Raw genomic sequence first — 17,704 nt, forward strand, 5'->3', positions numbered from 1 at the left:
ACTTAATTTCCTATCAGAAATTATAAAGTGAAAACAGAACATGAAATACGCAAAAAATATCACAGGGCAGATCCTCAAAATATTTCAAAATCCACCCTGTGATCATATACTCATTTACAAGTGAAAATAATTAATACCCTAAAATATCTACTTCAGCTGCTGAAGCAAATCCATTCTGTCCTTTCGTTACTTCCACTTTTACATACTTTGCAGTAACTGGGGTAAATGTTGCCGTTTTCTTATCACTATTATTTTCCCATGTTCCTGATGATATTTTGTCATACGTAATGCCATCTACACTCGTATAAATATTGTAAGTTAAAATACGGCCATTTTCTGACCAATCTTGCCTTGGAAGATATGCCAATTGTGAAATGGTACGTGTATCACCAAGTTCTAGTGTCAAATTGTAAGGATATTGATTTGGTGTCCAAGTACTATGCCAAAATGTATCTGTTTTTCCATCTATCGCCTTACTAGCTGAGCCCGTTGATTCCTCACTATTTGCACTTGCCTTCATTATTTTTTTTGACAATACAGCAAGTGGTTTAACAGGTTTAGCATCCGTCGCTTCCCATATAGGTGCAATTAATGTTGGGGTGTTTAAAGCTTCTACTTTTTGTCTCGTTTCTTGTGTTGCTTTCAATCCCCATTTATCAAAGAATGGCAGTACATTTTGTTTTGCTATTTTCGATGTATTGTAAATAAATGCCTGTATTTTATCCTCGTCTGTTTTGGGAAGTTGATCTTCAGGTATCTCACGATATAATTTGTGGAGATTTGGATAAAAATCATCCCCATATGCCAAATGAAGTTGCCAAAGCATAACAAGTTTTACAAACAGGTCGTCAATATTTTTATATTCTTTATTTGTTTGGTTTAAATACGCAAAAGCTCTATTATAATCTCCCTCTGTATCTAAACGTGTTGGTATATTTGGGTATATTTTTTTGAATGCAGCTAATGAATATAGATTATTCGTTACTTCACCCATACCTCTTAAATCATTCCACGTCCATGGATATTGTTGTCGTGCATGTCCCGCTTCATGCATTTGTCCCCATCCAAACTCATTTACATTTAAAGTACTTTTGATAGCTTCACCAGCAGTCGTAAAGACGGCTCCATCCCAACTTGCATACATGCCCCAACTTTGTGCGTTAGGATTTTCTACAAAGGCCCAAATACGACGAGTTGAACGATGTAAAGGATTAGGATCCGTTTCAGATAGCCCTGCTAACTTGTCTTGCGCTCGAATCATATCATCATATTTATTTAATAGGGGCACAGGATCTTGATTTACAATATATTTATTGGCACTATCACGAGTTACAGTTAGTACGGCTCGTTCTGATTTCAATTGTACTGCATGTGCATTTGGATAGTTGTTCATCATGGCAATCCAGTCAGCTTTTGTGTGTTTCCCTAATACAAAGAAAGGAATAGGACTACCGCCTTGCGTTACTTGCACCTTAACTGTTCCTGTGCTTTGAAAATTATCTAACCCTAATACGCCGCCGTTTGGTGAAGAGATAGTATTAGAGCCTGGAGAAAGATCAATTTCTTTTCCCCATTCTTTATCATATTGATGTGTCCCAATAATGGCTCTAATCTTTTGCGTTCCTGATACTGTAATTGTAACCTGTTCATTAGGTTTCACATATATGCCTGTTGGCATATAATTTTTTTGCTCACTTCTTTTTTCTCTTTTTGCTTCATCCCAAAAACTTCCTGTACCTGGAAGGTCAAACTCTCTTTGTTCAAATTGAGTTGCAGTTTGTGCAGTTTCTGCATGCACATCTAAATTGTTTGACATAATAGGTGCAAATAACGTGGTTGCTAAAATAGCGGATGTTGCAAACACCTTTATAGTTTTTTGTAATCTACAATTCTTTCTGCTGTCCATATAGATCAGTCCTTTCGTTCAAATTCATTAATTACTTATATACGAAATATCAGCTTTTTCATTAATGCCGAAAGTGGATTTTTTAAATTTGCACTTATTAAAAAAATTTGATGATATTTTTAGATGAGTAAAAAAAGCATAGTAACATTTCAAGTTCTCTTCCTGATTAATTTAGAAACACATTACCTTCATTGATTTTTTTAATCACTCCTCCAAGTAAACATTTAAGATAAATGTCCTATCTCAAAGCTCCTTTCCTAATTTTGGGATTACGAATTAAGTATAATTCAAAAATAAAGTTATACAATTGAGAAAAATTAAAATGTTAAAAATTTACACTCTCGCAAAATTTTTAACATTTACTAAAAAATATTTGTTATAGAGAGGAGATTCACATACCCATCAAGCTAAACTTTTGAAATATCCCCAAAACTAAAATTCTATCTCTTCATAATTACTCATAAAAATCCGGTTCAGTTTTCTCGTTTTGTGGCAACAATTAAACTCTTAACTTGATGGGCATGTGGTGTTACCTCTAGGAGATATCTTCATCTAGATAGGATAATATAAACATGAAAAAAGATTGGTAAAGTGGAAACATGTTTGTTTATTGGCAAAATGAATAAAAAGATAGCCCTCTTGCAGATAAATGTAGGGGGTATTTTTGAGCAGTAATTTCGTATCCATGTGTGCGTAAAAATCTTTTCGTTATCGCTCCCTTTGATAGAATCCATGTTCATATAGTTTTTTTTACCCAATTTTTTAAAAATTAAATTTTACGACTTGATAATTCGTTTTAAATGATTTAATCTTATATCAAATGATATGTTTATCTATCAAAAATAACTTTATAAAGAGAAAGAAGTGATTGAGAATGTTAAACGCCACATTGATGGAAAGCCTTTAGGTGCAGCAACATTGAAAAGATTGGGAAGAAATGAGTGAGCTTTCACAATAAAGAACTCTATAATTTGTTGTAGTGTTTGATACCTTCGATTAGATTTTTTGAAAAAAAACCAATATTATTTGAATCAAAGTTTAGAAAGTAAATATATGAGTAGTAGAAAAAATCCATTAGTTGTTATCATGTCTTGATGAAAAATGTAAAAAATAGGAAAGAGAAATTCTGAGAAAACCTGTTCAGAAAGTATGGTATGAAAGCAGGTTAGTGAGGGGAATTCAAAACCAATTTGATAAAAGCGAGGTAAATAATATGACTTTTGAAGAAAAATTACAAGCATATGCAGAACTTACGGTGAAAATCGGTGTCAATATTCAACCAGGGCAATACTTATTAGTCAATACATCAGTAGATACATTGGATTTCGCCCGTATAGTTGTCAAAGAGGCTTATAAGGCTGGGGCAGGGCGTGTTCATGTTAATTTTTCGGATGAAGAAATGGAACGTGCGTACTTTGATCATGCCTCAGATGAAGAATTTAATCGCTTCCCAGAGTGGATAGTTAAAATGAATGATGAGCTAATCGAACGTAAAGGAGCACTATTAATGATAGATGCTACAGATCCTGATAAATTTACAGGTATTTCATCTGATCGTCTAGTTACCTATCAAAAGGTAGCAGGAGCTGCTCTGAGAAACAATCGCAACGCCGTAATGAAGGATTCAATAGCTTGGTCGATGGTAGCAGTTCCTTCACCAAAGTGGGCATCGAAGGTGTTCCCGGATTTAGCAGCTGAGGATCAAGTACCAGCATTATGGGAGGCTATTTTTAAAGCTGTTCGTATTGGTGAAGGCAATGCTATTGAAAAATGGCGTGAACATGTAGAGAATTTAGAATCTCGTGCGGTCCTACTGAACAATAAAAAATATATGAAGCTTCACTATACAGCGCCAGGAACTGATTTAACAATTGCATTAGCACCACAGCATAAATGGATTACTGGAGGTGGTAAAACTCCTGATGATACTATCTTTATGGCTAATATGCCGACAGAAGAGGTGTATACGTTACCGATGAAACAAGGGGTAAATGGCTATGTAAGTAATACAAAACCATTAATTTATCAAGGAAATATTATTGACGGCTTTAAACTTACATTTGAAGAAGGAAAAATTGTTAAAGCTGAAGCACAGGTAGGACATGATTTATTACAGGAGCTTATTAATGTGGATGAAGGCTCTTGCTATTTAGGTGAAGTAGCACTTGTACCACATGAATCACCAATTTCAGCATCGGGAATTTTATATTTTAATACATTGTTTGATGAAAATGCATCGAATCATTTAGCGATTGGTAAAGCTTATCCAACTTGCTTAGAGGGTGGAAGAGATTTAGAAAACGATCAGCTTGAAACGTTAGGGGCAAATATTTCAGTAACACATGAGGACTTTATGATTGGTAGCAGAGAGATGGACATCGACGGTATTCTATCAGATGGAACTGTAGAACCAATTTTCCGTAAAGGTAGCTGGGCATTTTAAGTTTTTAATTTGAAGAAAGGAGTAGAGTGGATGAAACGATTAGCATAATCGGTGCAACTATATAGGTGTTTCATCTGCTTTTGCTCAAACTGAAAACTACCTCTTTAATTAGAAGTAAAATGCATGCAAAGGAGATATGCCAATGAATTTCTGGGAAGTTGTTTTGATAGTTGTGAATTTTAGTCTATTAAGTTGGATACTGTTAGTAGGAAGAGAAACGAAAAAGTGGTCTAAATTAGCTACTTTGGTTGCCGTTGTAATGGTTACAGTTCAGCTATTGGCAGAAGGTTTTAGATGGCAGATGATTCCGGCATATGTATCCCCAGTTATCTTAATTTTATGCTATTTATTAACGGTGCGGAAAAAGGGCTTTAGAAGTTCGGGTATATTCATAGTTAAGGCTTCGTTGCTATGTATCTATTTGTCTGTAGCAGTTGCGCTACCCTTACTTATGCCAGTATTTTCATTTGAAGAACCAACTGGCCCACATAGGGTCGGTACGAAGGTATATCATTGGATTGATCATCAGAGAAATGAACCATATTCGAAAAATCCAACCGATCGGCGCGAACTGATGGTGCAAATTTGGTATCCTGCAGCTGAAAAAAGCAAGGGGGATCCAGAACCTTATATTCGTAACATAAATGAGCTCTCCAAGGGATTGGAAAAAACATTGTCCATTCCTGCATTTGCATTCAGCCACATGGAATTGGTAAAGTCTCATTCGTTTATGGATTTACAACTCTCAGACTCAGAGAATCACTATCCCATATTACTTTTCTCTCATGGTTTTAATGGTTTTCGTAATCAAAACACGTTTCAAGTTGAGGAGTTGGCTAGTCAAGGGTACATTGTTCTAAGTATCGATCATACCTTTGATGCTGCAGCTACCGTCTTTCCAGATGGTCGAACTGCTTACGTACAGCCCATCAATTTAACTGATGAAGGGGATAGTCACATAAAATTATGGGAGGAAGATGTCAGCTTTGTCCTTAATCAGATAGAAAAACTTAACCAAAATGATGAGACCGGCTTCTTTACAGGAAGACTGGATACATCGCGAATTGGAATGTTTGGCCACTCTTACGGTGGAGCTACCGCAACACAAATACTTGCAAAAGATTCTCGTGTCAAAGCAGCTATCAATATGGATGGTACATTGTATGGAGAAATTTTTCCTGAAAGTGGAATTGGAAAACCGTTTCTGCTCATGAGTGCAGAAGAGCCTGATGAAGCAGATCCCTATGAAGTGAGGGAGCGATACGGACGTGGGTTAGCTGGTGGTGGTATGTCAATGCTCATTCCTCATACGGATCATACAAGCTTCACTGATTTACATTTGTTCTCCCCTGTGTTGCAGAGCCCAGGTGAAAATCCAAAGGAAGTTCATCGTATTATCAACGAATTCAGCCTGGCATTTTTTGACCAGTATGTAAAACAGAAGGATGACGGCTCAACCCTTAAAAGGCTGATAACCAAATACCCGGAAGTGAATTTTAAAATAAACCGATAACTTTATGCAGAAAGTAACTCGTACCATTTCCTTTGGCTCTTGTATTTATTACATTAAAGAATTTAATTTCTTCATCGTTATCTAAATAATGAAATGCTAAAAATGAAACATTCAAAGTACTATCAGTTTCAGGAATATAATTCTTTTTGAAAAGCTACATTCAGCAGCTGGACACTTTATTTGAGATTGTTTATTATAATATCAAATGATATATTTATCTATCAAAAATGACGACTTTATACAGAAAAAGGGAGAGATTGACGATGAAGAAAGACTTGTCAGCGTTGAAGGAAGCGAGATTTAATGCAATTCTTGATTCAGCTACTATATTGCTTGTTGAAAATCCTACTGCTTCGATGAATGAAATTGCGGAATATGCGGGAATTGGAATTGCTACACTCCATCGCTACGTCGAAAGCAGGGAGAAATTGATGCTGTTCTTGGGCCATCGGGCTATACAACTGGTAAGTGATACTGTAAACCAGATTCCACTGGATGAGGAAAGAAGTGAAAACTATATCCCGGAACTCATTGAAGCGTTAATCCCTTTAGGTGACAAAATCTATTTTCTAGGTCATGATGCATCTGTATTTAACAACAAAGAATTAGGTGAAGCAGAAGAGAAGCTGAGGGAACCCTTAAGACGCGTTATTGAATTGCTACAACAAAGAGGTTACTTTCAGCAAACAGTTAGCAGCGAATGGATTTTGAATACGCTTTATGCTCTGCTTTTCCATACCTGGGAACAGGTATATGAAGGAAATGTGGCTAAAAAATCTGCTGCAGAGCTTGTTTTAAATACATTTTATTATGGTTTCAAAGCTAAGGATGAATTGAGAGGGAAGTGAACTGAACTGATTCAAATCCATGATAATTAATATTAATAATATAGAAAGTGAAAAGGAGCAATAGGATAATGAATAAAATCTCTATTGTAAAGGCTGTTCATCAATCCATGGTCGGCGCCCAGCTAAATGTAATGGCATTGGAATACATGGCGTTTCCACTTGCAGGATCTGAGGAGAAGAACACAGTCGATTGGACATTTTGTAAGCTATGGCGGCAGGAGAACAACCGTTTTAGTCATCAATACGCCTATGAAGCTCAAATGGACGGGAAAACTTTAGGGATGATTACTTGCTATCCCATACCCGTTTTAAATCGTCTTGCCTGGCCCACTTTTAAACAGCTGCTTTCGTTCCGAAAGCTGGGTTTTGTTGTTTATAACATTCTGAATATCAATCGTTCAATAAGAAACATGAAACATCATCTAAAGACTACCTTTGCTAAAATCTATTCAAATACCCCTCATAAACAAAAGATACTGTCCATAAGGGGTATGTATTCAATTTAACTTTATAAAAATTGGATGGAAACACTGCAAGTTCTCACTTATTTAGAATAAGAGAAAAGATGATGTTTTATTTGTTCAATAAAATAATGGTGGTGTATATTATCGTTAGATACGCGACTTGCCATAATAGCTCCCTCCATTGAAGATGCAAGAAAAGAAGCGAGCGATATAATATCTATATCTTCTTTAAGTTCTTGTTTCTCTATTCCTTCTTTTATGAGAGAAGCCATTAACATTACTGTATCATCATAACCTTTTGCTGCTGCTTTTTGTAATTCTGGAAATACTCCAGTACTTTCAATTGCGCTATTAAGTAATGGACAGCCTCCAGCAATAGGAGGATTATTAGCTGCATCTTGATATACAAGGAAAATTGCAAGGATTTTATCAATTGCTGTCTTTTTATTTTCCATTGCTTTATGAAAATGACTCCACATAATCTCACCACTTTTGTCGTAGGCAGCAAGGACAATTTCTTCTTTACTTTTGAATCTACGATAAATAGATCCTTTAGGTAGTTCAGTAGCTGTCATTATATCCTGGATGGATGTGCGAGTTATCCCATTAGTATTAAATAAATATAAAGATGTTTCAATAATTTTTTCTTTAATCTTATCAACTTTAGTCATACTTTGTAATCCTCCTAATAAAAACGAGCTTAATATTCCAGGTGATATTTACCATCTATTTTCTTGAATTTTTTTGTAAGTATAAATAAGTTTGGAACAAAAATATATTATCCATCCCTATATTATGTGAACCTCAAACAATACAGTTTGAAAAGAGGTAATCAAATTGTATTATCTATATCATTCAAATGAATTTTCTGTCAAAATTAACATGTCCAATTATTTAATTCAGTCCTGTTATACAACTAATTTCACCTACAATCGTAGAAGGTGTAAAAATATATAGTTAATTTTAACGTATAGACTATGATTATTATATATAATTTTTATTAATATGTTTAGCTAAAGTGTTTGAACTACTCCCACTTTCACTTCATTCTATAAAAGATTAACCATTAATGATTACTGGAATTAAATTGTAACAAAGCAACTGAAATATAAATATATTTGCTTTTTTCCATTTTGATTTTGTTAATACTTTATAAAAAGGGTTTAAAAAACTAGAAACTTGTAGTATCATTAGATTTCGATTCGGACCGAACCGTCCGGTTTAGAATCTTATATAAATATATTTAGAAGGAGAGCGTTATGCAGAAAGAAAAATCAAAAATTATAGGTAATTTAATTATGGGGGCAATACAGTGAACTTTATAAAAATGAATAAAAAAGAAATCATTATGCTAATAATCTTTACACTGTTTGTACCATTTCAAATTGGCTTGTACATACTATTTGGCATATCACTTTTAGCTAATGTCAATTTAGTTGAATCAGAATTTGTTCTTAGTGCCATCGGTTTTACTGTACCTGCTATTGTAGGAATCATTTGCTTTAGGAAAGAAATTATTGAAAGTTTTACTTATTTTAAAGAGAAGACAATTTTGAAAATAGTAAGTATTCCTATGGTAGTTTTATTTACGTTAATTGTGGAACAGTGTGTTATGTATTTTCTAGCAACTGGTCAACCAGAGAACCAAGAGCAGCTCCTTGAAACGGGTGCAGAGGTACCTCTTGTATTTGGTATTCTGGGTCCAATACTTGAAGAAATTGTGTTTCGCCACATATTAATAAATCGTTTTTCTTACCATATTGGTACTGCTATTGCATCTATCATTTCGATTATGATTTTTACACTTCTTCATACGAACCAACTTTCGGATATTGCTATTTATTTACCTGGATCGTTGATACTTACTGCGGCTTATCTTATTTCTAAAAGATCCATTGCATATGTTATAGCGATACACATGTTAAACAATTGCCTTGGTTTCATTCTGTAAGAAACTAGACTTGTTTCTGGTGCCAAAAATACTTTTTCTATGGCATAAGAAAGCTAATCAAAAATTATAATATATTAGGAGAGTGTCAGTCATGATTGTAACAACAACTTCTGGAATTCAAGGTAAAGAGATTATTAAGTATATTGATATTGTAAATGGTGAAGCTATTATGGGTGCAAACATTGTCCGTGATTTATTCGCTTCAGTTCGTGATGTTGTCGGTGGCCGTGCTGGTGCTTATGAAAGTAAGCTAAAAGACGCTCGTGATATTGCGATGGACGAAATGAAAGAACTTGCAAAACAAAAAGGTGCGAACGCTATCGTTGGTATTGACGTAGATTACGAAGTTGTACGTGATGGAATGTTAATGGTTGCTGTAAGTGGTACAGCTGTACGTATATAAGTAAATTAAAAAACGGTTCCTCCCTTGGAATTTATACTTTGAGGAGGGGCCTGGTTCTGTTGCAGATTTTAAAGAATAAAAAGAGATGTTGATAAAGCATTATACGTCGAAAAAACACAGTTTGAGTGTAAACTGTGTTTTTTTATATAGAGGCCTCATCCCATCACTATCAAGCTAAAATTTTGTGTTAACTTGTACAAAATGTACACTTTTTACTTTGGGGTAATTTTGAATCCTTAACCTTATGGGCATGTGCTGGTACCCTCTAATACTGTACAAATTTTTTATAAATGGTTGTAAGGTTCTACGTTTTTGACCATTCTGTACAACGATAACTTTGGTTTATTGATTTCACCTGTAATCTGGTAGCCTATCCTCTGATACAATTTAATGGCAAGTTGGTTCTCTTTCTTTACCGTCAGAGAGCATTTGGCAAAGCCTTGCAGCGAAGCTTGTTCCTCAGCAAACTCAAGTAGTCTGGTACCTATCCCTAGTCCTCGACTTTCGGGCAGTAAGGCAATTGTTCCGATGTGAAACTCGTCATCTTCTCCCTCCTTCAAGGTAAACATGGAATAAAGCAGATTTCATTATATATAATAAGCGTAATAGAAGTTCAGTTAAATAAAATTCGGTAGTCGAATTTTTTTGCATAAAGCTGTATAATGCTTGTAACGAAAGGGAAATACAGGAAGGGATTTGTAATGAGTTACTATGGAAAAAGATAAACAACAATTAAGCGTTGAAGTTGCAAGATTATATTATCAATCAGATTATAGTCAGCAAGAAATTGCTAACAAATTAAATATTTCAAGACCGACGATTTCTAGATTGTTAAAGTACGCGAAAGAAAAAGGGTTTGTTCAAATTAGCATCGCCGATCCATTTGCGGATTTAGATAACGTTGGGAATTTACTGAAAGAAAAGTACAACTTGTTAGAGGCACATGTTGTGTTTTCTCCAGTACCGGAATATGCAACGATTACAGAGTATATAAGTAAATATGCTGCTGAGTATATGGAAAAGACGGTTAAAAACGGTGATATTGTTGGTGTAAGCTGGGGAATGACGATGTATGAAATTGCTAGAAAAATCGTACCGCAACATGTAAAAGGGGTAGAGGTTGTCCAGCTAAAAGGTGGCATTAGTCATTCGAGTGTAAATACATATGCGAATGAGACGATAGCTTTATTTGCAGATGCTTTTCAAACGACGCCAAGAAATCTACCTCTTCCAGTTATATTTGATAATGCAGTGACAAAAGAATTAGTAGAGCAGGATCGACATATTCATCACATTATCGAAATGGGGAAACAAGCGAATATTGCAGTTTTCACTGTAGGAACAGTGCGAGACGAAGCGCTGTTATTCCGATTAGGTTATTTCGATAAGGATGAAACAAGTTTACTCAAAAAACAATCAGTCGGTGACATTTGTTCACGTTTCTTTGATGGAGACGGAAATATTAGTAGCGAAGAGATTAATCAGCGTACAATTGGAATTGAGTTAGAGGAACTGAAATTAAAGAAACGCTCTATTTTAGTTGCAGGTGGTAATAGAAAAATAAAAGCAATTGATGGTGCGTTACGTGGCGGGTATGCAAATGTATTAATTATCGATCAGCATACAGCAAAGGAATTGTTACATTATCAAAAAGATTAGAAATAAAAGGCTTTTTCAAGATATTAATTTTGAGAAAGCCTTTTATTTTATTAAGTATAAATTATGGGGTGCTTTTTGAATACAAATTGCCTTTTTTAAAATAATTATGGATATTGAGATACATACTACCATTGTTAATATAAAAGTTTTGATTTTAAAATAGGAAGTGTTTCTTAGTTAGAATGCGCTTTATTTACTACAAGAGACTCCCTTCTAAAAAAGAATGAACAAAATTTCAAAAGTGTATTTACATTTGTTCAACTAAGAGTTAGAATGAAGTTGTTAAAAGATATGAGGAGTGAAGATAATGAACATTGCAAAGTTAATTGACCATACAATTTTAAAAGCTAATACTACTAAAGAAGATGTTATGAAAGTAATCGAAGAAGCAAAGGAATATAAATTCGCTTCTGTTTGTATTAATCCTACATGGGTGAAGCTAGCTGCTGAAGAATTAGCTGGACATGATGTAGATGTTTGTACTGTAATCGGTTTCCCATTAGGAGCAAGCACGACTGAAACAAAAGCATTTGAAACAAAAGATGCGATCGCAAAAGGTGCAACTGAAGTTGATATGGTAATCAACGTAGGCGCTTTAAAAGACGGCGATAACGAGTTCGTTGAAAAAGACATTTATGAAGTAGTACAAGCAGCAAAAGGAAAAGCTCTTGTAAAAGTAATCATTGAAACTTGCCTATTAACAGATGAAGAGAAAGTACGCGCTTGTGAATTATCAGTAAAAGCTGGTGCTGACTTCGTAAAAACTTCAACTGGATTCTCAACTGGCGGAGCAACTGCTGAAGACATCGCATTAATGCGTAAAACAGTAGGACCAAACGTTGGTGTAAAAGCATCTGGTGGCGTTCGTACACGTGAAGATGCAGACAAAATGGTAGCTGCTGGAGCTTCTCGCGTTGGAGCAAGTGCTAGTGTTGCAATCGTATTAAATGATGCAAAAGGTGCTACAGATAACTACTAATCATTAATGAAGTGAAGAGCAATAGATACACAAAGTAAAGTGTATCTATTGCTTTAACAATTGAAAAAGATGTAAGCGGATACGAATGGGAGGGGAAGGCTTATGAAATACTTAATTGGTATTTTTGGCCTCGTATTGATTTTAGGTATCGCTTGGCTTGCTAGTAATAATAGAAAGAAAGTCAAATATCGCCCAATCATAACGATGGTTATTTTACAATTCATTTTGGGGTTTTTATTATTAAATACAAGTGTAGGGAATATATTAATTAGCGGAATAGCAGATGGTTTTGGAGAGTTATTAAAATATGCTGCTGACGGTGTGAATTTTGTATTTGGTGGATTAGTAAATCAAAAAGAGTTTTCGTTCTTTTTAAGTGTATTAATGCCAATCGTATTTATCTCAGCACTAATAGGTATATTGCAACACATTAAAGTATTACCTATTATTGTGAAATCTATCGGTCTAGCATTAAGTAAAGTAAATGGAATGGGGAAACTAGAATCATATAATGCTGTTGCTTCTGCGATTTTAGGACAATCTGAAGTGTTTATTTCAGTTAAGAAACAACTAGGATTATTGCCAGAGAAACGAATGTATACATTATGTGCATCTGCAATGTCTACCGTTTCAATGTCTATCGTTGGATCATATATGGTGTTATTAAAACCGCAATATGTTGTAACCGCTTTAGTTCTTAACTTATTCGGTGGTTTTATTATCGCTTCTATCATTAACCCGTATGAAGTTACTGAAGAAGAAGATATGTTAGAAGTGCAAGAAGAAGAGAAAAAGACTTTCTTTGAAGTATTAGGTGAATACATTATAGACGGATTTAAAGTTGCGATCACAGTAGCAGCTATGTTAGTCGGTTTCGTTGCTCTTATCGCATTCATTAATGCAGTATTTAAAGGTGTAATTGGTATCTCATTCCAAGAAATACTTGGTTATGTATTTGCACCATTTGCATTTATTATGGGTGTACCTTGGCATGAAGCAGTTAATGCCGGAAATATTATGGCAACAAAATTAGTATCAAATGAATTTGTCGCTATGACAGATTTAGCACAAGGAAACTTTAATTTCTCAGATAGAACGACAGCGATTATATCTGTATTCTTAGTTTCATTTGCAAACTTCTCTTCAATTGGAATTATTGCAGGGGCAGTTAAGAGCTTAAATGAAAAGCAAGGGAATGTAGTCGCAAGATTTGGTTTGAAATTACTATTCGGTGCAACGTTAGTAAGTTTCTTATCAGCAACAATCGTTGGCTTATTATTTTAATAGATTCATATAATATAAAAAGGAATGGTGATTGTAATGAGAATGGTAGATATTATCGCAAAAAAACGTGACGGCAAAGAATTAACGACTGAAGAAATCAAATTCTTTATTAATGGATATACAGACGGAAGTATTCCTGATTATCAAGTGAGTGCACTTGCAATGGCAATCTTCTTTAAAGATATGACAGATCGCGAACGTGCAGATTTAACGATGGCGATGGTTGAGTCTGGAGAAACGATCGACTTATCGGCAATTGAAGGAATTAAAGTAGACAAACATTCAACTGGCGGTGTTGGTGATACAACAACTTTAGTATTAGGACCATTAGTTGCTGCTTTAGACGTACCAGTAGCAAAAATGTCTGGTCGTGGTTTAGGACATACTGGCGGAACAATTGATAAATTAGAGGCGGTAGAAGGATTCCACGTTGAAATTACGAAAGAGCAGTTCATCGATATTGTAAACCGTGACAAAGTAGCTGTTATTGGACAAACAGGAAACTTAACGCCTGCAGATAAAAAGATTTATGCATTACGTGACGTAACAGGAACTGTTAACTCAATTCCTTTAATCGCAAGTTCAATTATGAGTAAAAAAATTGCAGCTGGTGCTGACGCAATCGTACTTGATGTAAAAACAGGTGCTGGTGCATTTATGAAAACAGAAGAAGATGCAAAAGAATTAGCACATGCAATGGTACGTATCGGAAATAACGTAGGACGTCAAACAATGGCAGTTATTTCAGATATGTCACAACCTCTTGGATTTGCGATTGGTAATGCTCTAGAAGTGAAAGAAGCGATTGATACGTTAAAAGGTGAAGGTCCAGAAGATTTAACAGAATTAGTACTTGTATTAGGAAGTCAAATGGTCGTACTTGCGAAAAAAGCAAATACGTTAGAAGAAGCTCGTGAAATGCTAATTGAAGTGATGAAAAACGGAAAAGCAACTGCGAAATTTAAAGAGTTCTTAAGCAATCAAGGCGGAGATAGCTCAATTGTAGACAATCCAGAAAAAATGCCACAAGCGAAGTATGTAATTGATGTACCTGCAAAAACTTCAGGTGTTATTTCTAACATTGTTGCAGATGAGATTGGTATTGCAGCTATGTTACTTGGTGCAGGTCGTGCAACGAAGGAAGATGAAATCGATTTAGCAGTAGGATTAATGTTACGTAAAAAAGTTGGCGATGCAGTAAAAGAAGGCGAGCCGTTCGTAACAATCTACGCAAATCGTGAAAATGTAGAAGATGTAAAAGCAAAAATTTATGAGAACATCTCTATCGCTGAAACAGCAGTGGCTCCTAAATTAGTTCATACAGTTATTACTGACTAATGATCATTTCATTTACTTTGAGGGGGAAATAATATGGATAAGAAAAAATATATTGAAGAAGCAAACAAGATGTTATCGAAAGCGTATATTCCGTATTCTAAATTTCCTGTTGGCGCAGCGTTAGTTACGAAAGAAGGGAAAATCTATACTGGTTGTAATATAGAAAATGCTTCTTATGGTTTATGTAACTGTGCAGAAAGAACAGCAATATTTAAAGCGGTATCAGAAGGGGAGCGCGATTTTAGTTACTTAGTTATTACAGGAGAAACTGATGGACCGATTTCACCATGTGGTGCGTGTAGACAAGTAATTGCTGAATTCTGTGATCCGAAAATGCCTGTATTACTAACGAATGTAAAAGGTGATGAAAAAGAAGTGACTGTTGAGCAATTACTTCCAGGTGCTTTCACAATTGACGATTTAAAATAAGTTAAAAAGCCATTTTGCAATTATTAATTGCAGAATGGCTTTTTTGTTCATATTCCGTTCATAAACTTTGCGTAAAATGATTGCAGCGAATATGGAAAGTTTACAGCAGGAGGAATATAATGAAGAAATTCTATAATGCGGCATGTAGTTACTTATTGGTTTATGATTTTGCTAAAAAAGTCATTTAAATAGATAGGAGTGGAAAGTATGATAGCACTTTTATCAAGTGTCATAGCGGTTTGTATGGCTGTTGGGGTAATGTTTCTACGTTTTAAAGCAGCGAAAAAGCCGGTAACGAAAAAGAAAATTATATTACCACCAATTTTTATGAGTACAGGCGCGATGATGTACTTTTTACCAGATTTTCGATTAACATCGTTAGAAATAGTCGAGGCAATTAGTATAGGGATTATTTTCTCTATTTTTCTTATTAAAACAACTAAGTTCGAAATAAAAGGCGAACATATATTTATGAAACCGTCAAAAGCATTCATATTCATTTTAGTAGGCTTATTAGCTGTACGCGTGGCATTAAAGTCATATTTAAGCCAATCAATTGATTTGGCAGAGTTAAGCGGCATGTTTTTCTTACTAGCATTTGCGATGATTGTGTCGTGGAGAATTGCGATGTATCGCTCGTTTACTAAATTAGAAAAGACAATAAACAGAGCTGGAATTTCTATATAGGAAATCCAGCTCTGTTTATGTTTTATTGAAATTCTTTAGCGCGGAACTCATTTGCTTAATTTTAAACGTATTTGAGCATCTTGTAATGCAACTGGTGTAACGTTAAGACCATTCGAATCAACAATTTTTGTATTTAATAAAATGGAATCTAGGCTTCCACGAAATGTTTCTGTATAGTTTTGACGTAACATTTGTTGTTCTTGTTTTTCATCAACTGTTAATCCAGTTGCTTTTTCTTTTTTTGACAATTCGTTAATACGGAATAAAATGTTTTTCATTTGATTCACCTCTAGTTAGATTTAAATATATTAGTTACTTACTAATATATAGTTATTGTAACGCTTAATTTTTATTATGTCAACACCATCTAAAAGGTTAAAAATTGACGAAAAATTATAACAATAATAAAATGAATAACAGAGGACAATTAGCTTTACAAGCATACATAGAACACTAGGGGGATTATTATGAAATCAACATTTTTTGCTCAAAATAGAGAAAGACTAACGAAAACATTACCTGATGAATCCGTTACGATTTTATTTGCGGGACAAGCACCGCATATGTCAGCTGATGCACATTATAAATTTGTACCGAATCGTAATTTTTACTACTTAACGGGAATCGATGAACCAAATGTTATTTTTATGCTGGAAAAGTTTGGGAATAGTGTAGAAGAGACACTTTTCATTGAAAAATCAGATCCAGTAATGGAAAAATGGGTTGGGAAGACAGTTTCTAGCGAAGAAGCAGAGGGAATTTCAGGTATAAAGAAAGTTTTATATTTAGATAGCTTTGAAAAAGCAGTATCAAATATACTCTTTACAGAAAATGCGAAGCATCTATATTTAGATATAGAACGTCGTGAGTGGAATGGTACGGAGACAAAAACATTAGCGTTTGCTAAACATGTAAGAGAACAATACCCACATGTAACAATTGGTAATGTATATCCGAACATTTGTGAATTACGAGTTTTTAAAACCGAGGAAGAAATTGAAATTATTAAAGAAGCGATTGCTATAACGAAAGACGGTATTTACAACGTACTTAAGCATGCAAAAGCAGACATGATGGAGTATGAATTAGAAGCTCAATTTGATTTTACACTGAAATCATCTGGCATTAAGCATCATGCGTTCAATACAATTTTGGCAAGTGGTAAAAATGCTACAGTTCTTCATTATGAAGATAATGATGCACAAATTCAAAATGGTGATTTAGTATTGCTAGATTTAGGTGCTCAAAAAGACTACTATAACGCTGATATTAGTTATACATTCCCGGCAAATGGAATATTCTCTAGTCGTCAAAAACAAATTTATAATATTGTATTAAAAGCATTAAAAGAAACAACAGAGATTATTAAGCCGGGATTAAAGTTCGCTGCATTAAATGAGCATACAAAAAAGGTACTGGCAGAAGAGTGTAAAGCAATTGGTTTAATTCAAGAAGATGAAGAGTTATCAAAATACTATTATCATGGTGTCAGCCATTTCCTTGGTTTAGATACACATGATGTAGGAACATATAAAGATAGAATGTTAGAAGAAGGTATGGTTATAACAATTGAACCTGGTCTTTATATTGAAGAAGAATCAATTGGAATTCGTATTGAAGATGACATTCTTGTAACGAAAGACGGGTATGAAAACTTGTCAAAAGATATCATTAGAGAAGTTGAAGAAATTGAAGAATTTATGAGTGTAAATAATGAACATGTAAAAGGAAACCAAGCTGTAGTTAAATAATAAAAGAGTCATCACTAATTTATTTGAACTTTATCTCGAATCGTGGACA

Annotated in this window: 15 protein-coding genes and 2 pseudogenes; 13 read left to right on the plus strand and 4 right to left on the minus strand. The window is 34.5% G+C overall.

Annotated features, from left to right (window positions below):
- Positions 1-130: 130 nt before the first annotated feature.
- Entirely contained in the window at positions 131-1,906 is a 1,776-nt protein-coding gene (locus ATL10_RS03545) for a M60 family metallopeptidase (RefSeq protein ID WP_000378337.1), read from the minus strand.
- A 1,213-nt stretch (positions 1,907-3,119) separates the two neighbouring features.
- Between ATL10_RS03545 and ATL10_RS03550 the strand changes: the two genes are divergently transcribed.
- The 4 genes and pseudogenes from ATL10_RS03550 to ATL10_RS03565 form a co-directional block, all read left to right on the plus strand.
- Positions 3,120-4,349, plus strand: a complete 1,230-nt coding sequence (locus ATL10_RS03550) for an aminopeptidase (protein ID WP_000141976.1) — start codon at positions 3,120-3,122, stop codon at positions 4,347-4,349.
- Positions 4,350-4,491: 142 nt separating this feature from the next.
- Positions 4,492-5,862, plus strand: coding sequence for an alpha/beta hydrolase family protein (locus ATL10_RS03555; protein WP_097924323.1), 1,371 nt, complete (start codon positions 4,492-4,494; stop codon positions 5,860-5,862).
- A 263-nt stretch (positions 5,863-6,125) separates the two neighbouring features.
- A complete protein-coding gene (locus ATL10_RS03560) occupies positions 6,126-6,710 on the plus strand; it encodes a TetR/AcrR family transcriptional regulator (protein ID WP_110496429.1) in 585 nt (194 codons plus the stop codon).
- A 68-nt stretch (positions 6,711-6,778) separates the two neighbouring features.
- Positions 6,779-7,102: pseudogene (locus tag ATL10_RS03565) on the plus strand (GNAT family N-acetyltransferase); the annotation flags it as partial.
- A gap of 152 nt (positions 7,103-7,254) precedes the next feature.
- Here ATL10_RS03565 and ATL10_RS03570 read toward each other — a convergent pair.
- Positions 7,255-7,845 carry a TetR/AcrR family transcriptional regulator gene (locus ATL10_RS03570; RefSeq protein WP_000169640.1) on the minus strand — a complete coding sequence of 197 codons (591 nt, stop codon included), beginning with the start codon at positions 7,843-7,845 and terminating at the stop codon, positions 7,255-7,257.
- 641 nt (positions 7,846-8,486) lie between these two features.
- On the opposite strand from ATL10_RS03570, the gene ATL10_RS03575 reads away from it, so the two are divergent.
- The gene (locus ATL10_RS03575) at positions 8,487-9,125 is read left to right on the plus strand and encodes a CPBP family intramembrane glutamic endopeptidase (RefSeq protein WP_110496431.1); all 639 of its coding nucleotides are present in this window, start codon (positions 8,487-8,489) and stop codon (positions 9,123-9,125) included.
- Between the two features lie 91 nt (positions 9,126-9,216).
- Positions 9,217-9,528 (plus strand): heavy metal-binding domain-containing protein, encoded by a 312-nt coding sequence (locus tag ATL10_RS03580; RefSeq protein WP_097924327.1) that lies wholly within the window; start codon positions 9,217-9,219, stop codon positions 9,526-9,528.
- Between the two features lie 284 nt (positions 9,529-9,812).
- Here the strand turns inward: ATL10_RS03580 and ATL10_RS03590 are convergent.
- Positions 9,813-10,109, minus strand: a pseudogene (locus tag ATL10_RS03590) (GNAT family N-acetyltransferase); the annotation flags it as partial.
- 130 nt (positions 10,110-10,239) lie between these two features.
- Here ATL10_RS03590 and ATL10_RS03595 point away from each other — a divergent pair.
- The 6 genes from ATL10_RS03595 to ATL10_RS03620 all read left to right on the plus strand — a co-directional run bounded on the left by ATL10_RS03595 (position 10,240) and on the right by ATL10_RS03620 (position 15,904).
- Positions 10,240-11,187: a sugar-binding transcriptional regulator gene (locus ATL10_RS03595; RefSeq protein WP_000409786.1), complete on the plus strand. Its 948-nt coding sequence runs from the start codon at positions 10,240-10,242 to the stop codon at positions 11,185-11,187.
- 307 nt (positions 11,188-11,494) lie between these two features.
- Complete coding sequence (gene deoC, locus ATL10_RS03600; protein WP_001017444.1) at positions 11,495-12,166, plus strand: deoxyribose-phosphate aldolase; 672 nt, start codon at positions 11,495-11,497, stop codon at positions 12,164-12,166.
- A gap of 102 nt (positions 12,167-12,268) precedes the next feature.
- Positions 12,269-13,450 (plus strand): NupC/NupG family nucleoside CNT transporter, encoded by a 1,182-nt coding sequence (locus ATL10_RS03605; RefSeq protein ID WP_000876173.1) that lies wholly within the window; start codon positions 12,269-12,271, stop codon positions 13,448-13,450.
- Positions 13,451-13,486: 36 nt separating this feature from the next.
- Positions 13,487-14,788, plus strand: a complete 1,302-nt coding sequence (locus ATL10_RS03610; RefSeq protein ID WP_002093946.1) for a pyrimidine-nucleoside phosphorylase — start codon at positions 13,487-13,489, stop codon at positions 14,786-14,788.
- Positions 14,789-14,821: 33 nt separating this feature from the next.
- On the plus strand, positions 14,822-15,217 hold the full coding sequence (locus ATL10_RS03615) for a cytidine deaminase (protein WP_000358533.1): 396 nt from the start codon (positions 14,822-14,824) through the stop codon (positions 15,215-15,217).
- 207 nt (positions 15,218-15,424) lie between these two features.
- A complete protein-coding gene (locus tag ATL10_RS03620) occupies positions 15,425-15,904 on the plus strand; it encodes a CcdC family protein (protein ID WP_000561069.1) in 480 nt (159 codons plus the stop codon).
- Positions 15,905-15,951: 47 nt separating this feature from the next.
- On the opposite strand, the gene ATL10_RS03625 is transcribed toward ATL10_RS03620, so the two are convergent.
- Complete coding sequence (locus ATL10_RS03625) at positions 15,952-16,182, minus strand: DUF896 domain-containing protein (RefSeq protein ID WP_061660350.1); 231 nt, start codon at positions 16,180-16,182, stop codon at positions 15,952-15,954.
- Between the two features lie 189 nt (positions 16,183-16,371).
- On the opposite strand from ATL10_RS03625, the gene ATL10_RS03630 reads away from it, so the two are divergent.
- Positions 16,372-17,655 carry an aminopeptidase P family protein gene (locus tag ATL10_RS03630; protein ID WP_110496433.1) on the plus strand — a complete coding sequence of 428 codons (1,284 nt, stop codon included), beginning with the start codon at positions 16,372-16,374 and terminating at the stop codon, positions 17,653-17,655.
- Positions 17,656-17,704 lie beyond the last annotated feature (49 nt).

It is taken from the genome of Bacillus sp. 196mf (assembly GCF_003217275.1).
Classification (GTDB): domain Bacteria; phylum Bacillota; class Bacilli; order Bacillales; family Bacillaceae_G; genus Bacillus_A; species Bacillus_A thuringiensis_S.